Genomic DNA, 20,306 nt, shown 5'->3' with positions numbered 1-20,306 from the left:
CGTGAAATTTTCAATGTTTCACATACATTTGGTGATCGCACCAGCTCAAGCGTTATCGGTATCGTGCTGCGATAACTTCTGCTTGAGCGAAGACACCAACCCCTGAAATCCCTTCTCTCGGGCTTACTGAGTTATCGTCAGCGATGTTTGACGAGGCATAAACATGCCTGTAACTCTTGGGTAAGCAACAATGAGCACTTTACTCACTGCACAATCTTTACGCGTTGATACGGCGTTTGGCACGCTCTTCGACTCACTCTCCTTTACGCTGAAAAAAGGCGACCGCATTGGCCTGCTGGGCGACAACGGCTGCGGCAAAAGCACGCTGCTGAAGGTGCTGGACGGCACTGACTCCCCCGCCGCCGGAACGGTCGCGCTGGCCGGGCACTGCCTGATGGCGCGCGTGGAGCAACATCTCCCGGACGCCATTTTCCCGCTGACCATGCTGGATGCAGTACTCGCACAGTTGCCTTTAGCCGAGCGCGACAGCCTGCGCTGGAAAGCCGAAACGCTGCTGGCAGGCATGGGCTTCACGCCTCAGGATATGGCGCTGCAATCAGCCACGCTGAGCGGCGGGCAGCACACCCGCCTGCTGCTGGCGCGGGCGCTGATTCACGACCCGGATCTGCTCCTGCTCGATGAACCCAGCAACCACCTTGATTTGCCGACCATGCTCTGGCTGGAACACTTCCTGCAGAACTGGTCAGGCAGCTTCGTGCTGGTCTCCCATGACCGACAGCTGCTGGATGCCGTCACCAACGGCAGCTGGATCCTGCGCGATAAAACGCTGCACTACTTCGCCCTTCCCTGCACGGCCGCCCGCAAGGCGCTTGAAGCGAAGGATGAAAGCGACGCGCAGCGCCACAAGGCGGAGCAAAAGGAGATTGACCGCGTGACCGCCAGCGCGAAGCGGCTGGCGACCTGGGGCAAGGTTTACGACAACGAAGACCTGGCCCGCAAAGCCAAACAGATGGAAAAACAGGTCGAACGGCTGAAGGAGAGCCAGACGGCGCTCACGGCAGGCAGCCAGTGGACGTTAACCCTGCGCGGCGACGCGCTGCGGGCCGACCGTCTGCTGGAGATGGAAAACCTCAGCGTCCCGCCTGCGCCCGGGCTACCGCCGCTGTTTAACATCGAAATGGCGCGGCTAAAAAGCGGCGATCGCGTGGCGATTGTCGGTCGTAACGGCTGCGGCAAATCGTCGCTGATGAGGCTTATCTGGCAACAGTTTGCCGATGAGTCCGCAGAAAGCGGGTTGAAAATCCATCCGCGCGTGTCGCCAGGCTATTACGACCAGACGCTTAATCAGCTGCCGGATGACGCCACGCTGCTCGACGCGCTGGAGCCTTTTGCACCGGATCCGCAGAACCGCAAAATGGCGCTCATCAGCGCCGGGTTCCCGTGGTCCCGCCATGGGCAGAAAATCAGCACGCTCAGCGGCGGCGAACGCTCGCGCCTGCTGTTCGTGGGCCTGACGCTTGCCCGCTACAGCCTGCTGATGCTGGATGAGCCCACTAACCACCTGGACATGGAAGGCAAAGAGGCGCTGGCGCAAACCCTTCAACAGTTTGAAGGCGGCGTGCTGCTGGTCAGCCACGACCGTCAGTTAATTAGCCAAAGCTGCAACCGTTTCTGGCTGATTGAAGAGGGAAAGCTGAGCGAGTGGCACGATGCAGAAGCGGTGTTTGAGCGCCTGCGTGAAAGCGCGGGGCTGGCGACATCCACCGCGCCCGTCATCGACGCTGCGACGGTTCAACCCTCGCCGTATGACGATCTGCTCGAACGGCTGGTCGCGCTGGAAACGCTGCTGGAAGACGATCTGGCGCGTAAGCCGAAGCATCAAAAGCCGCATCTTCAGGCGCAATGGCGTAAAGAGATAGAGAAGATAGAGGCACAGCTGTAAGTCTGCGCCCGGCGAGTCTCTCGTCGGGCCAGTATTTTCCCCCTAAATTATTAGAGGAACGCCGTATTCTTATTCTGAAAATGGATTAAATAATGACATTATGTTGCCGTTGCCTTGCATTACAGCGCCAAACCACTAATCCTTGAGGAGTATTACACCTGCTATGCAGATACTCATCATGAACAAGGAGATACACATGAAGGCTGCTGTTGTCACTCAGGATCATCAGGTTAATGTCACCGAAAAAACCTTACGCCCGCTAAAGCACGGGGAGGCCCTGCTGAAGATGGAATGCTGTGGCGTATGCCATACCGACCTCCACGTGAAGAACGGTGATTTTGGCGATAAAACCGGGGTTATCCTGGGCCACGAAGGGATTGGTATCGTAAAAGAAGTCGGCCCCGGCGTGAAGTCGCTGAAAGTCGGCGATCGCGCAAGCGTGGCCTGGTTTTTTGAAGGCTGCGGCCACTGCGAATACTGTAATACCGGCAACGAAACCCTGTGCCGCGACGTGAAAAACGCCGGTTACTCCGTCGACGGCGGGATGGCGGAAGAGTGCATCGTCACCGCTGACTACGCCGTAAAAGTGCCAGACGGTCTGGAATCCGCTGCGGCCAGCAGCATCACCTGCGCCGGCGTCACCACCTATAAAGCGGTGAAGGTGTCGGGTATTAAACCGGGCCAGTGGATCGCAATCTATGGTCTGGGCGGTCTGGGCAACCTTGCGCTGCAGTACGCCAAAAACGTCTTTAACGCCAAAGTCATCGCTCTCGACGTTAACGACGAACAGCTGAAGCTGGCGGCCAGCATGGGTGCGGATTTAACCATCAACTCCCGCAGCGAAGACGCCGCAAAAATTGTGCAGGAGAAAACCGGCGGCGCGCATGCAGCAGTCGTTACTGCCGTCGCCAAAGCGGCCTTTAACTCAGCCGTTGACGCCGTGCGTGCCGGTGGCCGCGTGGTCGCGGTTGGCCTGCCGCCGGAAGCGATGAGCCTCGACATTCCGCGTCTGGTGCTGGACGGCATCCAGGTGGTAGGTTCCCTGGTCGGCACCCGTCAGGATCTGCAGGAAGCCTTCCAGTTCGCCGCAGAAGGTAAGGTGGTGCCGAAAGTCACGATGCGTCCAATCGAGGACATCAACGCCATCTTTAAAGAGATGGAACAGGGCCAGATCCGCGGCCGTATGGTGATCGACCTACGTTCATAATCGTTCATTTTTCATTACCGCTCCTCGCTGGGGCGGTTTTTTTATAGCCATTTTCCGGCAATCCTTATCTTAATTCCTTTGTTCCCTTGTTTTCCCCCGCGCCCGATGATGAATCCGACGCTAACAAGAAGATAACAAAGGAATTCACCATGCAAACCCCATTTCGTCTGCCGCTGCTGACGGCGCTGATTCTGGCGACAACCGCAGCCTGGGCAGCAGATGCGCCCGTCAAAGGCGGCACGCTGATTTATCTGGAGCAACAGGCGCACACCAACCTCTATCCGCCTGCCGGTGGCTTTTACCCGAACGGCGGCATTCTGAATCAAATCACCGACAAACTGACATGGCAGAACCCAAAGACGCTGCAGGTCGAACCCTGGGTGGCCGAAAGCTGGACCACCAACGCCGATAAAACCGAATACACCTTTAAGCTTCGTCCCGGCATCACCTTCTCCGACGGCACGCCGCTGGACGCCAACGCCGTGGCGAAAAATTTTGATACCTACGGTTCAGGCAATAAGGCGCAGCGCCTGCCGGTGTCAGAAGTGATTAATAACTACGATCGCAGCGAAGTCATCGACCCGCTGACCGTGAAGTTCTACTTCAAAAAACCGTCGCCGGGGTTCCTGCAGGGCACCGCCACCATTGGCTCGGGTCTGGTCTCGCTCAGCACGCTAAAGCGCAACTTCGAAGAGCTGGGAGATGCCCGCCATATCATCGGTTCCGGCCCGTTTGTGGTGAAGGACGAGAAGCTGGGACGTGAAGTGACGCTCGAAGCGCGCAAAGACTACCAGTGGGGGCCGAAAAACCTGGCGCAGCAGGGGCCCGCTAATCTCGATGGCATCAAGTTTATCGTGACCCAGGAAGACAGCGTGCGCGTGGGGGCCCTGCTGGCCGGTCAGGCCGACTTTATTCGCCAGGTGCAGGCGTATGACGAAAAGCAGGCGACAGACCAGGGCTATAAGATATACGCCGCCCCGACCCGCGGGGTGAACGACAGCATCAGCTTCCGCCCGGATAACCCGCTGGTCGCCGATGTTCGCGTTCGCCAGGCGCTGCTGCATGCCACCAATGCAAAACAGGTGGTCGAGACCCTCTTCTCGGCCAACTATCCGCAGGCGAAGTCCGTGATTGCCGGTTCCGCCGCAGGCTTTGTCGATCTCAGCGACAAATTGACCTTTGACCCGGCAAAAGCCAACCAGCTGCTGGACGAGGCGGGCTGGAAAGCAGGCAGCGACGGGATCCGCGCCAAAGACGGCCAGCGTCTGGCGCTGACGGTGTATGAATCCCTGCCGCAGCCGCAAAACAAAGAGGTTCTGCAGCTGGTTGCCCAGCAGTGGCGACAGGTGGGCGTGGCGCTGAGCGTCAAAGCCGGAGATGCAGGCAGCCGCACGCTGGATAACCTTGATCCGCTGAAAACCCCGTTAACCGTCTCCGAAGTGGGCCGCGCCGATCCGGACGTGGTGAAAAGCATGTTCTACCCGGCTAACCGCGACGCGCTGCTGCAAAAAGGCGGATCCAGCGACAAGGTCAAAAACTTCCGTGACGACAGGCTGAATGAACTGCTGGTGAACATTTCGGCTGAGGTCGACCCGCAAAAACGCCTGCAGCTGGCGGGGGACGCGCAGCGCTACCTGCTGGATAACGCCTACGTCATTCCGATTTTCGAGGAGCCGCAGGTCTTTGCCGGCGCGCCGTGGCTGAAAGGCGTGAATTTCGAAGCGGTTGGCCGCCCGTCGTTCTACGGCGCGTGGATTGAGAAACACTGAGGAGCTGACGATGCGCCACGCACTTCTTCAACGTTTAGGGCACGGGCTGCTGGTACTGTGGGCCGCCTTTACCCTCTCGTTCGTGTTGCTCCAGGTGCTGCCGGGCGACGCGGTGCTGATTAAATTTCAGAACCCGGATCTGGGCTTAAGCCCGGCGCAAATCGAGGAGATGCGCGTGGCCTACGGCGCGGACAGCCCGCTGTGGCAGCAGTACGGCCACACGCTGCTGGCGATGCTGCGCGGGGATTTCGGCTATTCGCTACAGGCCGGCGTGCCGGTCAGCGAGCTGATTGCCAGCAATCTGCCGGATACCCTGAGCCTCGCCCTGCCCGCGTTTGTGCTCGCGGTCCTGCTGGCCTTTGCGCTGGCCTTTGCATCACGTCTGCCGGGTCTGCGCTGGCTGAGCAATACCCTTCAGTCTCTGCCGGTCCTGTTTATCTCCTTACCGACGTTCTGGCTGGGGATTGCCCTCATCCAGCTTTTTTCTTTTCAGCTGCGGCTGATCCCGGTGATTAACCCGACGCCGCTGCAGGGGCTGCTCCTGCCGATCGTGACCGTCGCGATCCCGATCTCCGCCCCGCTGGCGCAAATTCTGATGCGCAGCCTGGACCAGGTGGCGACGCAGCCATTTGTCGCCGTCGCCCGTGCCAAAGGGCTGAGTGAAACCGCCGTCCTGTGGCGTCACGTGACCGGCAACGCCCTGCTGCCGGTCCTGAACATTGCCGGGCTGCTGCTGGGCGAGCTGATTGCCGGGGCGCTGATCACCGAAACCGTTTTTGGCCGCAGCGGGCTCGGGCAGCTGACCCAGCAGGCGGTGAATAATCAGGACATCGCCGTGCTTCAGGCGGTGGTTATGATTTCCGCCCTCGGTTTTGTCCTGATCAATCTGCTGGTGGATCTGCTGATGCCGCTGCTGGATCCCCGTCTGCAAACCGTTACCGGAGGTGCATCATGAGTCTGGTCGATTACGCGGCCGCCGCGCGAAAACGCGTTCCTGCCTGGCAGGGCGTGGAATGGCAGCCGGGACTGTGGCTGGCATGGGGGGTGATTATTCTCGCCGCTTTTGCCGCCGTGGCACCCGGCCTGTTAACCCACTACAGCCCGATTGAGGGCATCGCCGGGGCACAGCGCCTGGCGCCGCAGGTGGGACACTGGCTTGGAACCGATCAGCTTGGCCGGGATGTTTATACGCGTATCGTTTATGGCGCCTCCCATTCCCTGAGCGCGGCGCTGGCCGCCGTGACGATGGGTCTGGTGGTAGGCACCGGTTTAGGGGTGATTGCCGGGGCGTTCGCCGGACGCGTCGAGTCTCTGCTGATGCGCTTCGTCGACGTGCTGCTGTCCATCCCGTCTCTGCTGCTCTCGCTGACGGTGATTATTCTGCTCGGGTTTGGCACCGTTAACGCCGCGATTGCCGTAGGCGTTGCCTCCATTGCCAGCTTCGCCCGCCTCGCGCGCGGTGAAGTGGTGCGCATCCGCCACACGGATTACGTCGAGGCGGCGTTCGGCAGCGGCGGGACGTTTTTCGCCGTGCTGTGGCGACACATCCTGCCCAACGCGTTAACCGCCGTCCTCGCCTTTGCCACGCTGCAGTTTGGTCAGGCCATCCTGGCGCTCTCCACGCTGAGCTTTCTCGGTTACGGCACCCCGCCGCCGGTGCCGGAATGGGGCTTACTGATTGCCGAAGGCCGTAACTATCTCTCTACCGCCTGGTGGCTCACCACCTTCCCCGGCGTCGTCGTCATCGCCGTGGTGCTGGCCACCAACCGCATCAGCCAACAGTTCAGCGGAGGTCGCTAATGACCGTGCTCTCAGTGGAAAATTTGACGATCAGCTACCGTACCGCGCGCCAGTGGCGAGAGGTGGTGCATAACGTCAGCTTCACGCTCGGACGAGGGGAAATGCTGGCGTTTGTCGGCGAATCCGGGTCCGGCAAGACGACCACGGCGCAGGCGATCATTGGCCTGCTGGCCGATAACGCCCGGCGCGATGCGGGAAAAATATCGCTCAACGGCGAGGAGATTAGCCGATGGTCCGCAAAGCGTCTCGATACCCTTCGCGGGGCGCGAATTAGCCTGGTTCCGCAGGATCCGGGTAATTCGCTCAACCCGGTGAAAACCATCGGTGTGCAGGTCGGAGAAATTATTCAGCTACACCAGAAGGTGACCCGCGCCGAGCGCGACGAGCAGGTGCTCGCCCTGCTGACAAAGGTCGGCCTGAGCCACCCCGAACAGCGCATGACGCAGTATCCCCATCAGCTCTCCGGCGGGATGAAACAGCGCGTGCTGATTGCCATCGCCATTGCCCTGCGTCCGGACGTGATCGTTGCCGATGAGCCCACCAGCGCGCTGGATGTGACGGTGCAAAAACGTATTCTCGATCTGCTGGATATCCTGCGCCGGGAATCGGGTACCGCCGTTCTGTTTGTCACCCACGATCTGGCGCTGGCCGCACAGCGCGCGGACAGGCTGCTGGTGTTTCGCGATGGCGAGGTTCAGGAACAGGGCAACACCGCCGATATCGTCCGCACGCCGCAGCACGCCTACACCCGTCAGCTGTTGAGCGATCTCCAGGGCCAGCGCCTGACCATCGCCCCGGTGGCCGGTCGCCCGCTCGCGTCCCCGGCCATTCGCGCCCGCGGCATCAGCAAGCAATTCTCCCTGGGCAAAGGTCATCAGCTTCAGGCGCTGGATGGGGTAACGTTTGACGTCAGGCGCGGCAGCACGCATGCGCTGGTCGGTGAATCCGGCTCCGGGAAAACCACCCTCGCCCGTATTTTGCTGGGTTTTGAACAGGCCGACAGCGGACAGGTCATCATTGATGATATTGAAGCCACCGCGCTCAGCCGCGAGGCACGCCGTCAGCTGCGCCAGAAGATCCAGTTTGTCTACCAGAATCCGTTTGCCTCTCTCGACCCGCGTCAGACGCTGTTTGACATCATCGAGGAGCCCCTGAAGAACTTTTCTCGCCTCGGTAAGGCGCAGCGAAAGCCCCGGGTGGAGACGGTGGCGCAGCGGGTTGCCCTGCCCGTCGAACTCCTGACCCGCACCGCCCGGGAGCTTTCAGGCGGACAGCGGCAGCGCGTTGCCATCGCCCGGGCGCTGATCCTGGAACCGACCATTCTGGTGCTGGACGAAGCCACCTCCGCGCTGGACGTCACCGTGCAGGCGCAGATTCTGGCTCTGCTTCAGCAGCTGCAGCAGCAGCTGGGATTGACCTACCTCTTTATCACGCACGATCTGTCTACCGTCCGCCGGCTCGCCCACAGCGTCACGGTGCTGCGCGGCGGTCAGGTGGTCGAACAGGGTGATGTCGGAACCTTATTCGCGTCGCCGCAGAACGACTATACCCGCGAGCTGATTGACGCCATTCCCCATTTTTCACCCGCTACGGAGGAGTTCGCATGACGCGAAAACGCCTGGGATTTTTCACCCGCCTGCTTGACGACGCTACGCCGAAGGAGCGCTATCGTCTGGCAACTGAACAGATCCGCCACGCCGAACGCCACGGTTTTGACAGCGCCTGGATTGCCCAGCACCACTTCCACGAAAGTGAAGGCGGCCTGCCGTCGCCGCTGCTGTTTCTGGCGCACGTAGCCGCGCATACCGAAACCATCCGACTGGGCACGGCCATCATCACCCTGCCGATGGAAAACCCGCTGCGCGTCGCGGAAGATGCCGCCGTGCTCGATTTACTCGCCGATGGCCGTCTTGAGGTCGGTTTTGGTTCTGGCGGCACGCCAACCTCTTTCCTGCCGTTCGGCCTGACGTTTGAGGAGCGCGGCGCGGCCTTTGCTGACCATTTGCATGTGATCCAGAGCGCCTGGCGCGGGGATTCGCTGACCCATCCGGATAACCACCTTTACCCGCCTGCGCCGCAGCTGGCCGACCGTATCTGGATTGCCACCTTCTCTGTTGAGGGAGCCGTTCGCGCCGCCCGGGCCGGACACGGTTTAATGCTCTCCCGCACGCAGCCGCGCCCGGCAGATCGGCTGGATTTAACGCTCGACGAGATCCAGAACCCGATTGTGGATGCCTACCTCGATGCGCTGCCTGCGGGCATCGCACCGCGCATTTTGGCCTCCCGTACGGCGTTCGTCGCCGACAGCGACGACTATGCGCTCAGGGTCGCGACGCCGGGCCTCACGAAACAGGCCCAGCAGCATCGCGCTGCCGGGCACGTGGTTAAAGGTGACAACGTCACAGATTATCGCCGCCAGTTTGACGCCCATATTGGTTCGCCCGATACGGTGCTGAATTCTCTGAATGCTGACTCCATTCTCAGGCGCGCCACGGATATCTCATTCCAGGTCCATTCGGTCGAACCCACGCATCGCGACACGCTGCGGTCCATCGCACTGATCGCCGAACGTATTGCCCCCCACATCCTTTGAGGAGACACCTATGTCGTTAAGTCAGGACATTCTCGCCGAGCTGGCGGAAATTAAACCCGGTTCCCCTCTGGCAGAGGCGCGCGCCACGCGTGATGCCGCCACGCGCCACGCGCAGGGCAGCTACGAAATTCTCTTTAGCCAGCAGGATGCTGATTTTGCACTGGACGAGCGCTTCGCCGTAGCGGCAAAAGTCGCCAGGTGGCACAGCGCGGAGGCGCTGGCCGCGCACTATGCGGGGTTTGGCCTGGCCGATCCCACCTCAGAACGCCTGACCCCGGCGCTGAACTTCGCGCGCCTGCTGACGTTCTCCCCCGTCGAAGCGACGCCCGCAGCGTTAAGGGCGCTGACTCAGGCGGGATGGAGCAAGGAAGGCATTGTTACCCTGGCGCAGCTTATTGCGTTTGTGAGCTTCCAGAGCCGACTCATCACCGGGCTGCGGCTGCTGAACGACAGGCCCGTCGCCAAAAGCGATGCGCCGGTGGCGGCAGGCATCTGGCACACGACCGCAACAACGGTCACCGGGAAGGCGGCCCCCGTCGCGTTTACCCAGCAGGAGCTGGGATGGGAACCGTGGATAGCGGCCAAACCGCTGGCGGACTTCGGTGACGATGAGGTTGCCATTCTGGCGAAATTTGGCCATACCGATTCCGACTACTTCCGCCTGCTGGGGCGCAACCTGCCGGTGCTTGAACAGCGCACGTTAACGGATAAAGGAATTTTTTATACATCGGGGGGATTGCCGCGCGCCGAGCGCGAGCTGGCCGCAACGGTCGCCAGTAAAATCAACGGCTGCATTTACTGCGCATCTGTCCATGCGCGTAAAGCCAGCCAGCTGTCAAAGGATGACGCGGCGGTAGAAGCCCTGCTGGCCGTGAGGCCGGGGCGGTCCCTGAGCGAGGGGCAATCCGCACGCTGGCAGGCGGAAATCGATTTTGCGGCGGCGCTGTCGGTCACGCCGCCTGCCGCCACGCCGCTGCACCTTGCCGCGCTGGAAAAAGAGGGGCTGGATACCTTAGCGCAGCTTGATCTGGTGCAGTCCGCCGCGTTCTTCGCCTGGGCCAACCGCCTGATGCTGACCCTGGGTGAGCCCTGGCTTGCCTGAAATCTGTCAGGCTAGCGCGCGAGCGTTAGCCTGAGCCCGTCTGGCCCGCAGGTGACCGTAGATCAGCAGTGCGCTCATGGCCGAGAAAGAGAGTATTGCTGCCGGCAGCGTGACGTAACGCCAGCTAAAGCCGAGGACAATCATCATCCCGCCAAAGTACGCGCCAATCGCACTGCCGAGATTAAACGCCATCTGTCCCCCTGCCGCCCCCAGCATCTCACCGCCCTTCGCATTTTGCAGAAGCAGAATTTGTAGCGGCGCAGAGAGCGCGAACAGCCCGGCGCAGCAGATAAAGCCCATGACCAGCGAGGCCGTTTTCAGTTCACCAAAGGCGAAAAGCAGCAGCAGCGAGGCGACAATCACCATGTCGGTGGTGGCCGCAATGCGCAGCGGGCTAAAACGCCCCGAGAGCTTACCGCTCAGCAGGTTGCCCAACACCATGCCAAGCCCCATCAGCATCATGATGGCCGTCATCATCCCTTCTGAATAACCGGAGACGTTAAACATAAACGGCTTAACGAAGCTGAACCATGCGAACACCCCGGCGTTGCCAAACATGGTGGCGGCAAAAATCAGCCAGGGTTCTGGTTTTTTTAGAAAGTGGAACTGCTCGGTCAATTTGATTTCTGAAGTGTCGCGGATGTCCGGCACCCAGAGCAGAACCGAGAGGATCACCAGCGCATCGAACACGGCAATCAGAAAAAAGGTATAACGCCAGCTGAACTGATGTCCGAGCCAGGTCCCCAGCGGAACGCCCATCAGGTTGGCCACGGTCATACCGGCGATCATCCCTGCCACCGCGACCGTCACCCTACCCGGTGGCGCAATTTTAGACAGGATAATCGCCCCGACGCCAAAAATAGCCCCGTGAGGAAAGCCGGAAATCAGCCGCCCCACAGCCAGCCAGAGATAGGACGTGGAAAACGTGAACAGGGCATTGCCGACAGCGGACATCGCTACCAGAAACAACAGCGTGGTCTTTAACGAAAACTTGCCTGAGAACAGCGCCACAATCGGGGCGCCAATAACCACGCCGAACGCATAAAACGAGATCATATTCCCGGCGGAGGGAATCGAAATACCGGTGTCATGTGCCAGCTCGGTTAACACGCCCATAATGCCAAATTCGGCCATTCCGAGGCCAAATGTGCCAAGCGCCAACGAAAAAATTGTCTTTTTCATACTTCAACCACTGGTTAATCACACGCGACGGACATTATTGAATAATCTTGTATGGTGAGCCAGCTCAAATCCGTTGGCTGGCAGGTTAATCCATTAATTCAGGTAAGGTTGTGAATACCGCTAGCCCAAAACCACGATGCCAAGCCGCTCCATCAGCTGGGCAATCTGATAGCTGTCCAGTTTGACACCCTGCAAATCAATACCGCGCACGTCCAGTTCACCCAGTTCTGAGTTGGTCAGATCGCAGTGGGTAAAATTGGCTGCTCGCCAGTCAAAAGAGGGGAACTCGCCCCCCGACAGATCCGAGCCGCTGAAGGTGGCACCGAGTATTTGCGCACCGTTCCAGCGGTTTTCCCACAACTCGCATTTTTCCAGAACCACCTTCGAAAAATTGGCATAGCTCAGGTTGCTTTTTGTTATGTAAGCACTGCAAAACCAGGTACGCGTAGTGATCATGTTCATAAAACTGGTCCCGCGAAAATCAGCCCCTTGCGCCCTGCATTCACGAATTTCGATGCCTAATGCATTCGAATGCCTGAAATCCGCCATCGATAAATCGCAGCTTTTGAAAATAGCATCTTTAAGCTGCGCCCGAGTAAACTTACCGCCCTGCTGGCTTTCCCGGTCATAGAACTGACAGCCAATAAACTCCGTGCTGGTTAAATCCGTGCCGGAAAAGTCGCAGTTACGAAAGATTGCATTCTCTATTTTCTCGCCGGTAAAACGAGTACGACCGATTTTTTCGCCCTCAAAAATCAATGCCATCACACCAACCTGTTTATTCATACAGTACCTGTCACCATTCTAACCCGTTACCTGCAGAAGAGAAACACGCTTATCTGACACACATGTCAAAAATTCCCGCGAAGGTTGCAGGCCAGCATTACACTTCAAAGTGTTAGTTCCTTCTAAGCACATCACCCGATCCGGAGATGAGAATTATCATGGGAAACGCAAAGCAGAATAAAACCAAAGCAGCGACCGTGACCAAAGCGAGCGTAGATAGCCTGGTTAAACCCGTGCTGAAGACCAAAGAGTATGAAAAAGAGCTACGTCGCCTCCACGTTGAACTGGTTAAGCTCCAGCAGTGGGTCGTCGCAAAAGGGCTAAAAGTGTGTATTGTTTTTGAAGGACGCGACGGTGCCGGTAAAGGCGGCACCATTAAAGCGATAACCGAGCGCGTCAGCCCTCGCGTGTTTCGCGTTGTTGCCCTCCCTGCCCCCACCGAGAAAGAGAAAACCCAGCTCTATTTTCAGCGTTATGTTCCCCATCTGCCTGCCGCCGGAGAGATCGTCATATTCGACCGCAGCTGGTACAACCGCGCGGGCGTCGAGCGGGTCATGGGATTCTGCACCCCCGAGCAGGTTGAGAAGTTTCTTGATGGTGCGCCGGTGATGGAAAAAGCGATGGTGGATGCCGGGATTATCCTGCTGAAGTACTGGCTGGAGGTCACGCCTAAAGAGCAGGAGCGCCGCCTGCGCGACCGTATTAACGATGGTCGTAAAATCTGGAAGCTATCGCCGATGGATATTAAGTCCTTTAACCTGTGGGACGAGTATACCCTCGCGCGCGACGCCATGTTTGAAGCGACAGATACCGCATGGGCGCCGTGGTTTGTGGCACGTTCAGAAGATAAAAAACGCGTGCGCCTGAATATTATTTCGCACCTGCTCACCCAAATTCCTTATAAAGAAATTCACGTCGAAAAGGTGGATTTACCGAAACGTAAAATTGGTAAAGTCAAACCCACAAAATATCCGTTCCGGTATGTGGAAGAGCGGTTCTGAAATTACTGGAATACGCCTCGCAGAATGTAGATTACCAGGGGATACGGTATTGTTTTTTGTTGGCTGCGGTTGATAATGACCGCACCAACAAAGGAGCTGAAAATGAAGCCAAACCGTAACAAAGACTATGGCAAAAGGGAGAGCATGGCGAGTGGAGTCTCCCGCGAGGCCCGTACACCAGAGGCGCGAAGACAAGAGCATCAGCAAGATAAAGAATTCATAAAAGCCATGAATGAATTTACGGCTAAAGCGGGATTATTATCAGACGATCCTTTCTTTGGAGGGATTTAATGTGCTTTCAGTTTGACGTTTACCGTAACCCTTCAGAAAGAACACGGGACTACCAGCCTTATTTTATGATAATTCAACATGACTATTATGATGATTTATCAACATGACTGATTATTCCATTAAGCTACCATAGCTATCTATGTGGACATATCAATGCCGCGATGCCTTTAGTGAATATTGATTTCGAGCGATATTTCCTTAACACCGCTGGCATAACACACGTGGAGAAACAGAAACTAAATAATAAAGATTATGTATGTAATCTTCGCAGCGCGAGAAGTACTGTTATCGCGGCGATAGATGCGTTAGTGACCAATACATAACGTAGGCCAGCGCAAGCGCAGCGCCGCCGGGCAAAGCCGACGGCGCAGGTCTTACTTCATTCCTTCCGTACTTTCCTGTTTCGCTTCCAGTCGCTCCACATCACGATACCAGCGCGGGTGGTGTTTCTGCGCCCAGCGGCGGCTCACCTTCCCTTCAATCATCCCTTTAATCGATCCTTTTACCCAGAACGCCATATACATATGGATCAGGATGGCGTGGATAAGGATGATGGCCGACGTGGCGTGGATCAGCAGCGCGTAGCGAATCACCTGAATCGGGAAATAGTGCGCAAAATACGGACGCCAGATAATCACGCCGGTCACCAGCAGCACAAAAATCATGCTCATGATGGTCCAGAACATCATCTTCTGTCCGGCGTTGTATTTCCCCACCTTCGCGACCTTATGTTCGTTGCCCTTCAGGACTTCGACGATCCCTTTCAGCCACGGGATATCCTGCTTGTCCGGGATGTTATGGTGGACAAAGCGCACGAACATAAACATCAGCACCACGAAAATCAGCACGCCAAAGAACGGATGCAGAATGCGCCCCATCTGCGGCGTGCCGAAGGTTTCGGTCAGCCACTGCAGCGTCGGGAAGAAGAACGAAATCCCCGACACCGCCACCAGGAAGAAACAGATCACGACCGTCCAGTGACAGGCGCGGTCAACAAACTTAGTGCGCACTATCATTTTCGATTTACTCATGATGATCCTCCTCGTCGTCATCCACCTCTTTGTTCGGCCCGATTCCGATGTAGTGATAAATCAGCCCGGCAAAGGTGGCGATAAAGCCCGCCGCCGAAAGCGGCTTAAGCGCACCTTTCCACAGGTTGATGGAGGTATCGATCGCCGGATCCTTCGGCAGGTTGTGGTACAGCTCCGGCTGGTCGTTATGGTGCAGCACATACATCACGTGCGTACCGCCCACGCCCTGCGGGTTATAAATGCCCGCATTCTCGTAGCCGCGCGCTTTCAGCTTGTCCACGCGCGCCTGCGCCACGTCAAGCATCTCTTTTTTAGTGCCGAAGTGGATCGCCCCTGTCGGACAGGTTTTCACACAGGCAGGCTCCTGCCCGACGCTGACGCGGTCCACGCACAGGGTGCATTTGTATACCCGGTTATCCTCTTTATTGAGTCGCGGGATATTAAACGGACAGCCCGCGATGCAGTACCCGCAGCCGATGCAGTTGTCCTGCTGGAAGTCGACAATCCCGTTGGCGTACTGAATAATAGCGCCGGCAGACGGGCACGCCTTCAGGCAGCCCGGATCTTCACAGTGCATGCAGCCGTCTTTGCGAATCAGCCACTCCAGCCTGCCGTTCTGCTCGGTTTCGCTAAAGCGCATTACCGTCCAGGATTTGGCGCTCAGATCCGCCGGATTGTCGTAGACCCCCACGCAGTGCCCCACCTCGTCGCGGATATCGTTCCACTCCGAGCAGGCCACCTGGCAGGCCTTACAGCCTACGCAGGAGGAGACGTCGATAAGCTTAGCGACCTCTGCCTTGTAGTCCCGCGCGCGGGGCGCGGGGGTAATCGGGTTGGTCGCGGAGCGTTTGATAACGTCTTGTGTTTCCATCGCCATTTAATCGCTCCTTACGCTTTCTCGATGTTGACCAGAAACGCCTTGTACTCCGGCGTTTGCGAGTTGGAATCGCCGACGTTTGGCGTCAGGGTGTTGGCGATGTAGCCTTTCTGCGCCACGCCCTCAAAGCCCCAGTGCAGCGGGATCCCGACGGTTTCCACCTGCTGGCCGTGCACGTTCAGGCTTTGGAGACGACGCGTCACCACCGCCACCGCGCGAATAAAACCGCGCTTGCTGCTCACCGTCACACGGTCGCCGTTGGCGATGCCTTTCGCCTTCGCCAGCGTCTCGCTCATCTCCACAAACTGTTCCGGCTGCGCGATAGCGTTAAGCCGCGCGTGCTTGGTCCAGGTATGGAAATGCTCGGTCAGGCGGTAGGTCGTCCCCACGTACGGGAACTTGTCCTTTTTACCCAGCCGCAGCACGTCCTCTTCGTAGATGCGCACCACCGGGCTGGAGATGACGTTTGGATGCAGCGGGTTGGTGCCGAGCGGCGTTTCCATCGGCTCGTAGTGTTCCGGGAACGGCCCTTCCGCAAGCTTGTTGAGGGCAAACAGGCGTCCCAGCCCTTCCGGCTGCATGATGAACGGCCCGGTGTTGCTGCCCGGCTGGGCGGTGTTGTAGTCCGGGATATCGTTCCCCGTCCACTTCGCCCCGTTCCACTGAATCAGCATGCGTTTGGGATCCCACGGCCTGCCGTTTACGTCTGCAGACGCGCGGTTGTAAAGCACGCGACGGTTCAGCGGCCACGCCCATGCCCAGCCCAGCGTATTGCCCAGCCCGGACGGGTCGGCGTTATCGCGGTTGGCCATCTGGTTACCCTGCTCCGTCCAGCTGCCGGTATAGATCCAGCAGGACGACGCCGTCGTGCCGTCGTCGCGCAGCAGCGCGAAGCTGTTCAGCAGCTGGCCTTTCTTCGCCACCAGGTTGCCGCTGGCGTCATAGAGATCCGCCAGCGCCACGCCGTTGTTCTCCTTCGCGACTTCCTCTGACTCAGGACGATCCGGCTGCTTGTAGTGCCAGCCCATTTTCAGCAGCGGCTCAGCGCCTTTGCCGCCTTCGGTGCGGTACATCTCGCGCAGGCGGTGGTAAATCCCGGCGAGGATCTCACCGTCATTACGCGCTTCGCCCGGCGCATCCTGACCTTTCCAGTGCCACTGCAGCCAGCGGCCGGAGTTTGCGATGGAACCGTCCTCTTCCGCAAAGCAGGTGGACGGCAGGCGGAACACTTCGGTCTGAATCGACGCCGGGTCGACATCGTTCGATTCCCCGTGGTTCTGCCAGAAGGTGGACGTTTCGGTCACCAGCGGATCGATAACCACCATGTACTTCAGCTTGCTCAGGCTGCGAACGACTTTGTTCTTGTCCGGGAAGGAGGCCACCGGGTTAAAGCCCTGGCAGATATACCCCGTGACGCTGCCCTTATCCATCATGTTGAAGTACTTGATGACGTCGTACGCCTGGTCCCACTTCGGCAGCCACTCAAAGCCCCAGTCGTTCTCCTTCTGCGCCGCGTCGCCGTAGAAGGATTTCATCAGGCTGACGTAGAACTTCGGATAGTTGCTCCAGTAGTTCACCTGGTCCGGCAGCGTCGCTTTCGGCGTATTGGCCTCAAGATACGTTTGCAGATCCGCCTGCTTTTCAGACGGCAGCGTCAGGTAGCCCGGCAGGCTGGTTGACAGCAGGCCAAGGTCGGTGAGCCCCTGAATATTTGAGTGACCGCGCAGCGCGTTCACGCCGCCTCCCGCCATCCCCATGTTGCCGAGCAGCAGCTGGATCATCGCCATGGTGCGGATGTTCTGCGCGCCGACGGTGTGCTGCGTCCAGCCCAGCGCGTAGAGGAATGTTGTGGTTCTGTCGGCGGCGCTGGTGGAGGCCAGCACTTCACACACCTTCAGGAAGTCCGCTTTCGGCGTGCCGCAGATGTTTTCCACCACGTCCGGCGTATAGCGGGAAACGTGCTGCTTCAGCAGGTTCCATACGCAGCGCGGGTGCGTCAGGGTTTCATCACGCAGCGCGTAGCCGTTTTCATCGAACTGATAGTTCCAGGACGTTTTATCGTACTGGCGTTTTTCGGCGTCATAGCCGCTAAACAGCCCGTCATCAAAGGCAAAATCATCCCGCACCAGCAGGTTTGCATTGGTGTAGTGCTTAACGTATTCCGCGTTGATTTTGTTGTTTTCGATCAGGTACAGCAGCACGCCGGACAGGAACGTAATGTCCGTACCGGAACGGATTGGCGCATAGATATCGGCCACCGATGCCGTGCGCGTAAAGCGCGGATCGACGACGATAAGCGTCGCATCGTTGTTGTTTTTCGCCTCCATCGCCCAGCGGAACCCCACCGGATGGGCTTCCGCGGCGTTTCCGCCCATCACCACCACGACGTTAGCGTTTTTGATATCAACCCAGTGGTTGGTCATCGCACCGCGACCAAATGTTGGAGCAAGACTTGCTACCGTTGGTCCGTGTCAGACGCGCGCCTGGTTGTCTACCGCCAGCATGCCGAGAGAGCGCACAAATTTTTGCGTCAGCATGCCGGTTTCATTACTCGCCGCCGAGGCGCACAGCATGCCGGTGGATAACCAGCGGTTAACCGTTACGCCCTGGGCGTTCTTTTCAATAAAGTTAGCGTCGCGGTCGGCTTTCATTAATTTGGCAATACGGGAGAAGGCCTCATCCCAGGAGATACGCTGCCATTTATCAGAACCCGGTGCGCGGTATTCCGGGTAGCGCAGGCGGTTTTCGCTGTGTACATAGTCCAGCAGCCCCGCCCCTTTCGGGCAAAGTGCGCCGCGGCTTACCGGATGATCCGGATCCCCTTCAATATGGTAAATCGCTTCTCTGGCGTTCTTCGCGCCATCGCCCAGGCTATACATTAAAAGCCCACAACCTACGGAGCAGTATGTGCAGGTGTTACGGATCTCTTTTGCGCGCAGCAGCTTATAGTTGCGTGCCTGAGCCAGCGCCATTTTGGGAGCAAATCCCAGCATGGCTGCCGTTGTTCCGGCCATACCGCCCGCGCAGATTTTGAAAAATTGTCTGCGGCTGACGTCCATTGTTGTCCTCGTTATCTGAAAAGACTTCGCGCCGCAAACTAACAGCAAAGCCCCTAATTTTTTTGCGTCAAATCAAGGTCATCTGCCTTCCCCCCCTTAATAGTCACCCCCGGAACCGTTAAATACTCCCTTTTGATTAACGGTTTAAGAGAATAATTGGCGACAGCGTCAGGATGAATGCGATACATTTTTCCTTTGATTGTTATTACAATGGCGAAGTAATGGACAGAAAAAGAGCAACGCTTATTGGGCTGGCGGCAATACTGTTATGGAGCACCATGGTCGGCCTTATTCGCAGCGTGAGTGAGGGACTGGGCCCGGTAGGTGGTGCGGCGATGATTTACACCCTCAGCGGATTACTGTGTCTGGTGACGGTAGGATTTCCTGATATCAGGCGGTTTTCACCCCGCTATCTTATTGCCGGCAGCGTTTTATTTGTCAGCTACGAAATATGCCTGGCGCTGTCGCTGGGCTATGCCGCAACGCGATCGCAGGCGATTGAAGTGGGCATGGTCAATTACCTTTGGCCAAGCCTGACCATTGTTTTTGCCATCTTGTTCAACGGGCAGAAATCGACCCTGTTGGTGATCCCCGGCTTAGCCGTCTCATTGCTGGGTGTCTGCTGGGTATTGGGCGGTGAACAGGGTTTACATCTTGATGAAATAACCCGCAATATCGTTTCCAGCCCGCTGAGCTACGCGCTGGCGTTTGCCGGGGCATTTATCTGGGCCGCCTACTGCACGGTCACCAGCAAATTTGCGAAAGGACAAAACGGCATCACGCTGTTTGTTTTGCTGACCGCGCTGAGCCTGTGGGTGAAATATTTCCTGAGCGATCAGCCTGAGATGGTGTTTACGCTTCCGGTGATAGTGAAACTCGTCATGTGCGGTATTGCGCTTGGGTTTGGTTACGCCGCATGGAATATTGGCATCCTTCACGGTAACGTCACGGTACTCGCTGCCGTATCCTATTTTACCCCTGTCCTCTCCGCCGCGCTTGCCGCCGCAGTGCTGAGTTCGCCTCTCTCATTCTCGTTCTGGCAGGGCGCGCTGATGGTCTGTGCCGGGTCGTTGCTCTGCTGGTACGCAACAAGACAATAATGTCGGTTTTGCTGTCGAGGAATATTTATCCCGACAGCAAATAATTAACATAAATTTAATATGTGAGCGCACGCCAAAATATTCATATGAACAGTAGAGCACGTGTTTAGATTCTGTTTATATTCCACCCCCTTTCGTAAATTCCGGCCCTCCCGCATTGACATAAATTGACACCGGCGGGTGATTAATACTGTCCAAATACTCACAGGATTAATAGCACAAAGTGCAATAGTATGTTTCTGTTTATTTCATCCTTCAGAACGGAAATTCCGTGCATTAAAGCTATAAAACAAGGTATTACGGCTATAAAGACCATTCGCCCCTCAAAAATGAACGGAAATACCGATAATTACCACTTTTTATAAAACCATAAAGAAACTATATCCACAGCAATCAACCCGGCAATTAATTGATTAAATGCTAATCATTTGACGCTATTTCATCGTCATTTACCCGATCTCGATCACACTAAATGAAATTATTGCTAATAATTTGAAACTTATTATTGAAATAGGACTACAAGATTTTTAAAAATAGCATGCCATTGACGATCAGCCTCGTTTAGAAATCGTTCAAAGTGGCTCAGGAAATACCAAAGAAAATTA

General features: G+C 57.4%; 17 protein-coding genes. 12 read left to right on the top strand and 5 right to left on the bottom strand.

The annotated features are described in order from the left end of the window. Positions 1 to 190: 190 nt before the first annotated feature. From AC1VYI_RS12280 to AC1VYI_RS12245, 8 genes are all read left to right on the top strand, one after another. Positions 191 to 1,903, top strand: a complete 1,713-nt coding sequence (locus tag AC1VYI_RS12280; RefSeq protein ID WP_134866157.1) for an ABC-F family ATP-binding cassette domain-containing protein — start codon at positions 191 to 193, stop codon at positions 1,901 to 1,903. Between the two features lie 196 nt (positions 1,904 to 2,099). Then, positions 2,100 to 3,110, top strand: a complete 1,011-nt coding sequence (adhP, locus tag AC1VYI_RS12275) for an alcohol dehydrogenase AdhP (RefSeq protein ID WP_023311899.1) — start codon at positions 2,100 to 2,102, stop codon at positions 3,108 to 3,110. A 149-nt stretch (positions 3,111 to 3,259) separates the two neighbouring features. Beyond that, the gene (locus AC1VYI_RS12270; RefSeq protein ID WP_226483845.1) at positions 3,260 to 4,879 is read left to right on the top strand and encodes a TIGR04028 family ABC transporter substrate-binding protein; all 1,620 of its coding nucleotides are present in this window, start codon (positions 3,260 to 3,262) and stop codon (positions 4,877 to 4,879) included. A gap of 10 nt (positions 4,880 to 4,889) precedes the next feature. Next, a complete protein-coding gene (locus AC1VYI_RS12265) occupies positions 4,890 to 5,834 on the top strand; it encodes an ABC transporter permease (protein ID WP_063409227.1) in 945 nt (314 codons plus the stop codon). Continuing rightward, entirely contained in the window at positions 5,831 to 6,679 is an 849-nt protein-coding gene (locus tag AC1VYI_RS12260) for an ABC transporter permease (RefSeq protein ID WP_047741919.1), read from the top strand. Before AC1VYI_RS12265 ends, AC1VYI_RS12260 begins: the two co-directional genes overlap by 4 nt. Further along, positions 6,679 to 8,286 (top strand): dipeptide ABC transporter ATP-binding protein, encoded by a 1,608-nt coding sequence (locus AC1VYI_RS12255; protein WP_134866155.1) that lies wholly within the window; start codon positions 6,679 to 6,681, stop codon positions 8,284 to 8,286. Before AC1VYI_RS12260 ends, AC1VYI_RS12255 begins: the two co-directional genes overlap by 1 nt. Then, entirely contained in the window at positions 8,283 to 9,272 is a 990-nt protein-coding gene (locus tag AC1VYI_RS12250; RefSeq protein WP_226483847.1) for a putative FMN-dependent luciferase-like monooxygenase, read from the top strand. The genes AC1VYI_RS12255 and AC1VYI_RS12250 overlap by 4 nt, the downstream gene beginning before the upstream one ends. A gap of 10 nt (positions 9,273 to 9,282) precedes the next feature. Next, on the top strand, positions 9,283 to 10,374 hold the full coding sequence (locus tag AC1VYI_RS12245) for an alkylhydroperoxidase domain protein (protein ID WP_134867368.1): 1,092 nt from the start codon (positions 9,283 to 9,285) through the stop codon (positions 10,372 to 10,374). Positions 10,375 to 10,380: 6 nt separating this feature from the next. Here the strand turns inward: AC1VYI_RS12245 and araJ are convergent, their stop codons facing one another. Both araJ and AC1VYI_RS12235 read right to left on the bottom strand, forming a co-directional pair. After that, positions 10,381 to 11,556, bottom strand: coding sequence for an MFS transporter AraJ (gene araJ, locus AC1VYI_RS12240; protein ID WP_134866154.1), 1,176 nt, complete (start codon positions 11,554 to 11,556; stop codon positions 10,381 to 10,383). Positions 11,557 to 11,676: 120 nt separating this feature from the next. After that, positions 11,677 to 12,321: a QnrE family quinolone resistance pentapeptide repeat protein gene (locus tag AC1VYI_RS12235; RefSeq protein ID WP_134867367.1), complete on the bottom strand. Its 645-nt coding sequence runs from the start codon at positions 12,319 to 12,321 to the stop codon at positions 11,677 to 11,679. 179 nt (positions 12,322 to 12,500) lie between these two features. Here AC1VYI_RS12235 and ppk2 point away from each other — a divergent pair, with 179 nt between their 5' ends. The 3 genes from ppk2 to AC1VYI_RS12220 all read left to right on the top strand — a co-directional run bounded on the left by ppk2 (position 12,501) and on the right by AC1VYI_RS12220 (position 13,957). Continuing rightward, the gene (gene ppk2, locus AC1VYI_RS12230) at positions 12,501 to 13,343 is read left to right on the top strand and encodes a polyphosphate kinase 2 (protein ID WP_045399953.1); all 843 of its coding nucleotides are present in this window, start codon (positions 12,501 to 12,503) and stop codon (positions 13,341 to 13,343) included. Between the two features lie 102 nt (positions 13,344 to 13,445). Further along, a complete protein-coding gene (locus tag AC1VYI_RS12225) occupies positions 13,446 to 13,634 on the top strand; it encodes a type II toxin-antitoxin system CcdA family antitoxin (RefSeq protein ID WP_023311934.1) in 189 nt (62 codons plus the stop codon). A 107-nt stretch (positions 13,635 to 13,741) separates the two neighbouring features. Next, positions 13,742 to 13,957 (top strand): CcdB family protein, encoded by a 216-nt coding sequence (locus AC1VYI_RS12220; RefSeq protein ID WP_374114891.1) that lies wholly within the window; start codon positions 13,742 to 13,744, stop codon positions 13,955 to 13,957. A 51-nt stretch (positions 13,958 to 14,008) separates the two neighbouring features. Here the strand turns inward: AC1VYI_RS12220 and fdnI are convergent, their stop codons facing one another. From fdnI to fdnG, 3 genes are read right to left on the bottom strand one after another with little or no spacing between them, the layout of a single operon-like run. Continuing rightward, entirely contained in the window at positions 14,009 to 14,665 is a 657-nt protein-coding gene (gene fdnI / locus AC1VYI_RS12215) for a formate dehydrogenase-N subunit gamma (protein WP_023311936.1), read from the bottom strand. Continuing rightward, on the bottom strand, positions 14,658 to 15,542 hold the full coding sequence (gene fdxH / locus AC1VYI_RS12210) for a formate dehydrogenase subunit beta (RefSeq protein ID WP_023311937.1): 885 nt from the start codon (positions 15,540 to 15,542) through the stop codon (positions 14,658 to 14,660). Before fdxH ends, fdnI begins: the two co-directional genes overlap by 8 nt. 11 nt (positions 15,543 to 15,553) lie before the next feature. After that, a complete protein-coding gene (gene fdnG / locus AC1VYI_RS12205) occupies positions 15,554 to 18,601 on the bottom strand; it encodes a formate dehydrogenase-N subunit alpha (RefSeq protein ID WP_148660536.1) in 3,048 nt (1,015 codons plus the stop codon). Between the two features lie 221 nt (positions 18,602 to 18,822). Between fdnG and yddG the strand changes: the two genes are divergently transcribed. Beyond that, a complete protein-coding gene (gene yddG, locus AC1VYI_RS12200) occupies positions 18,823 to 19,701 on the top strand; it encodes an aromatic amino acid DMT transporter YddG (protein ID WP_063409218.1) in 879 nt (292 codons plus the stop codon). Positions 19,702 to 20,306 lie beyond the last annotated feature (605 nt).

The sequence above is a fragment of the Enterobacter sp. QK-SA4 genome (assembly GCF_056856775.1).
The sequence above is the reverse complement of the archived record's forward strand: the minus strand, read 5'-3'. Positions and strand labels throughout refer to the sequence as shown.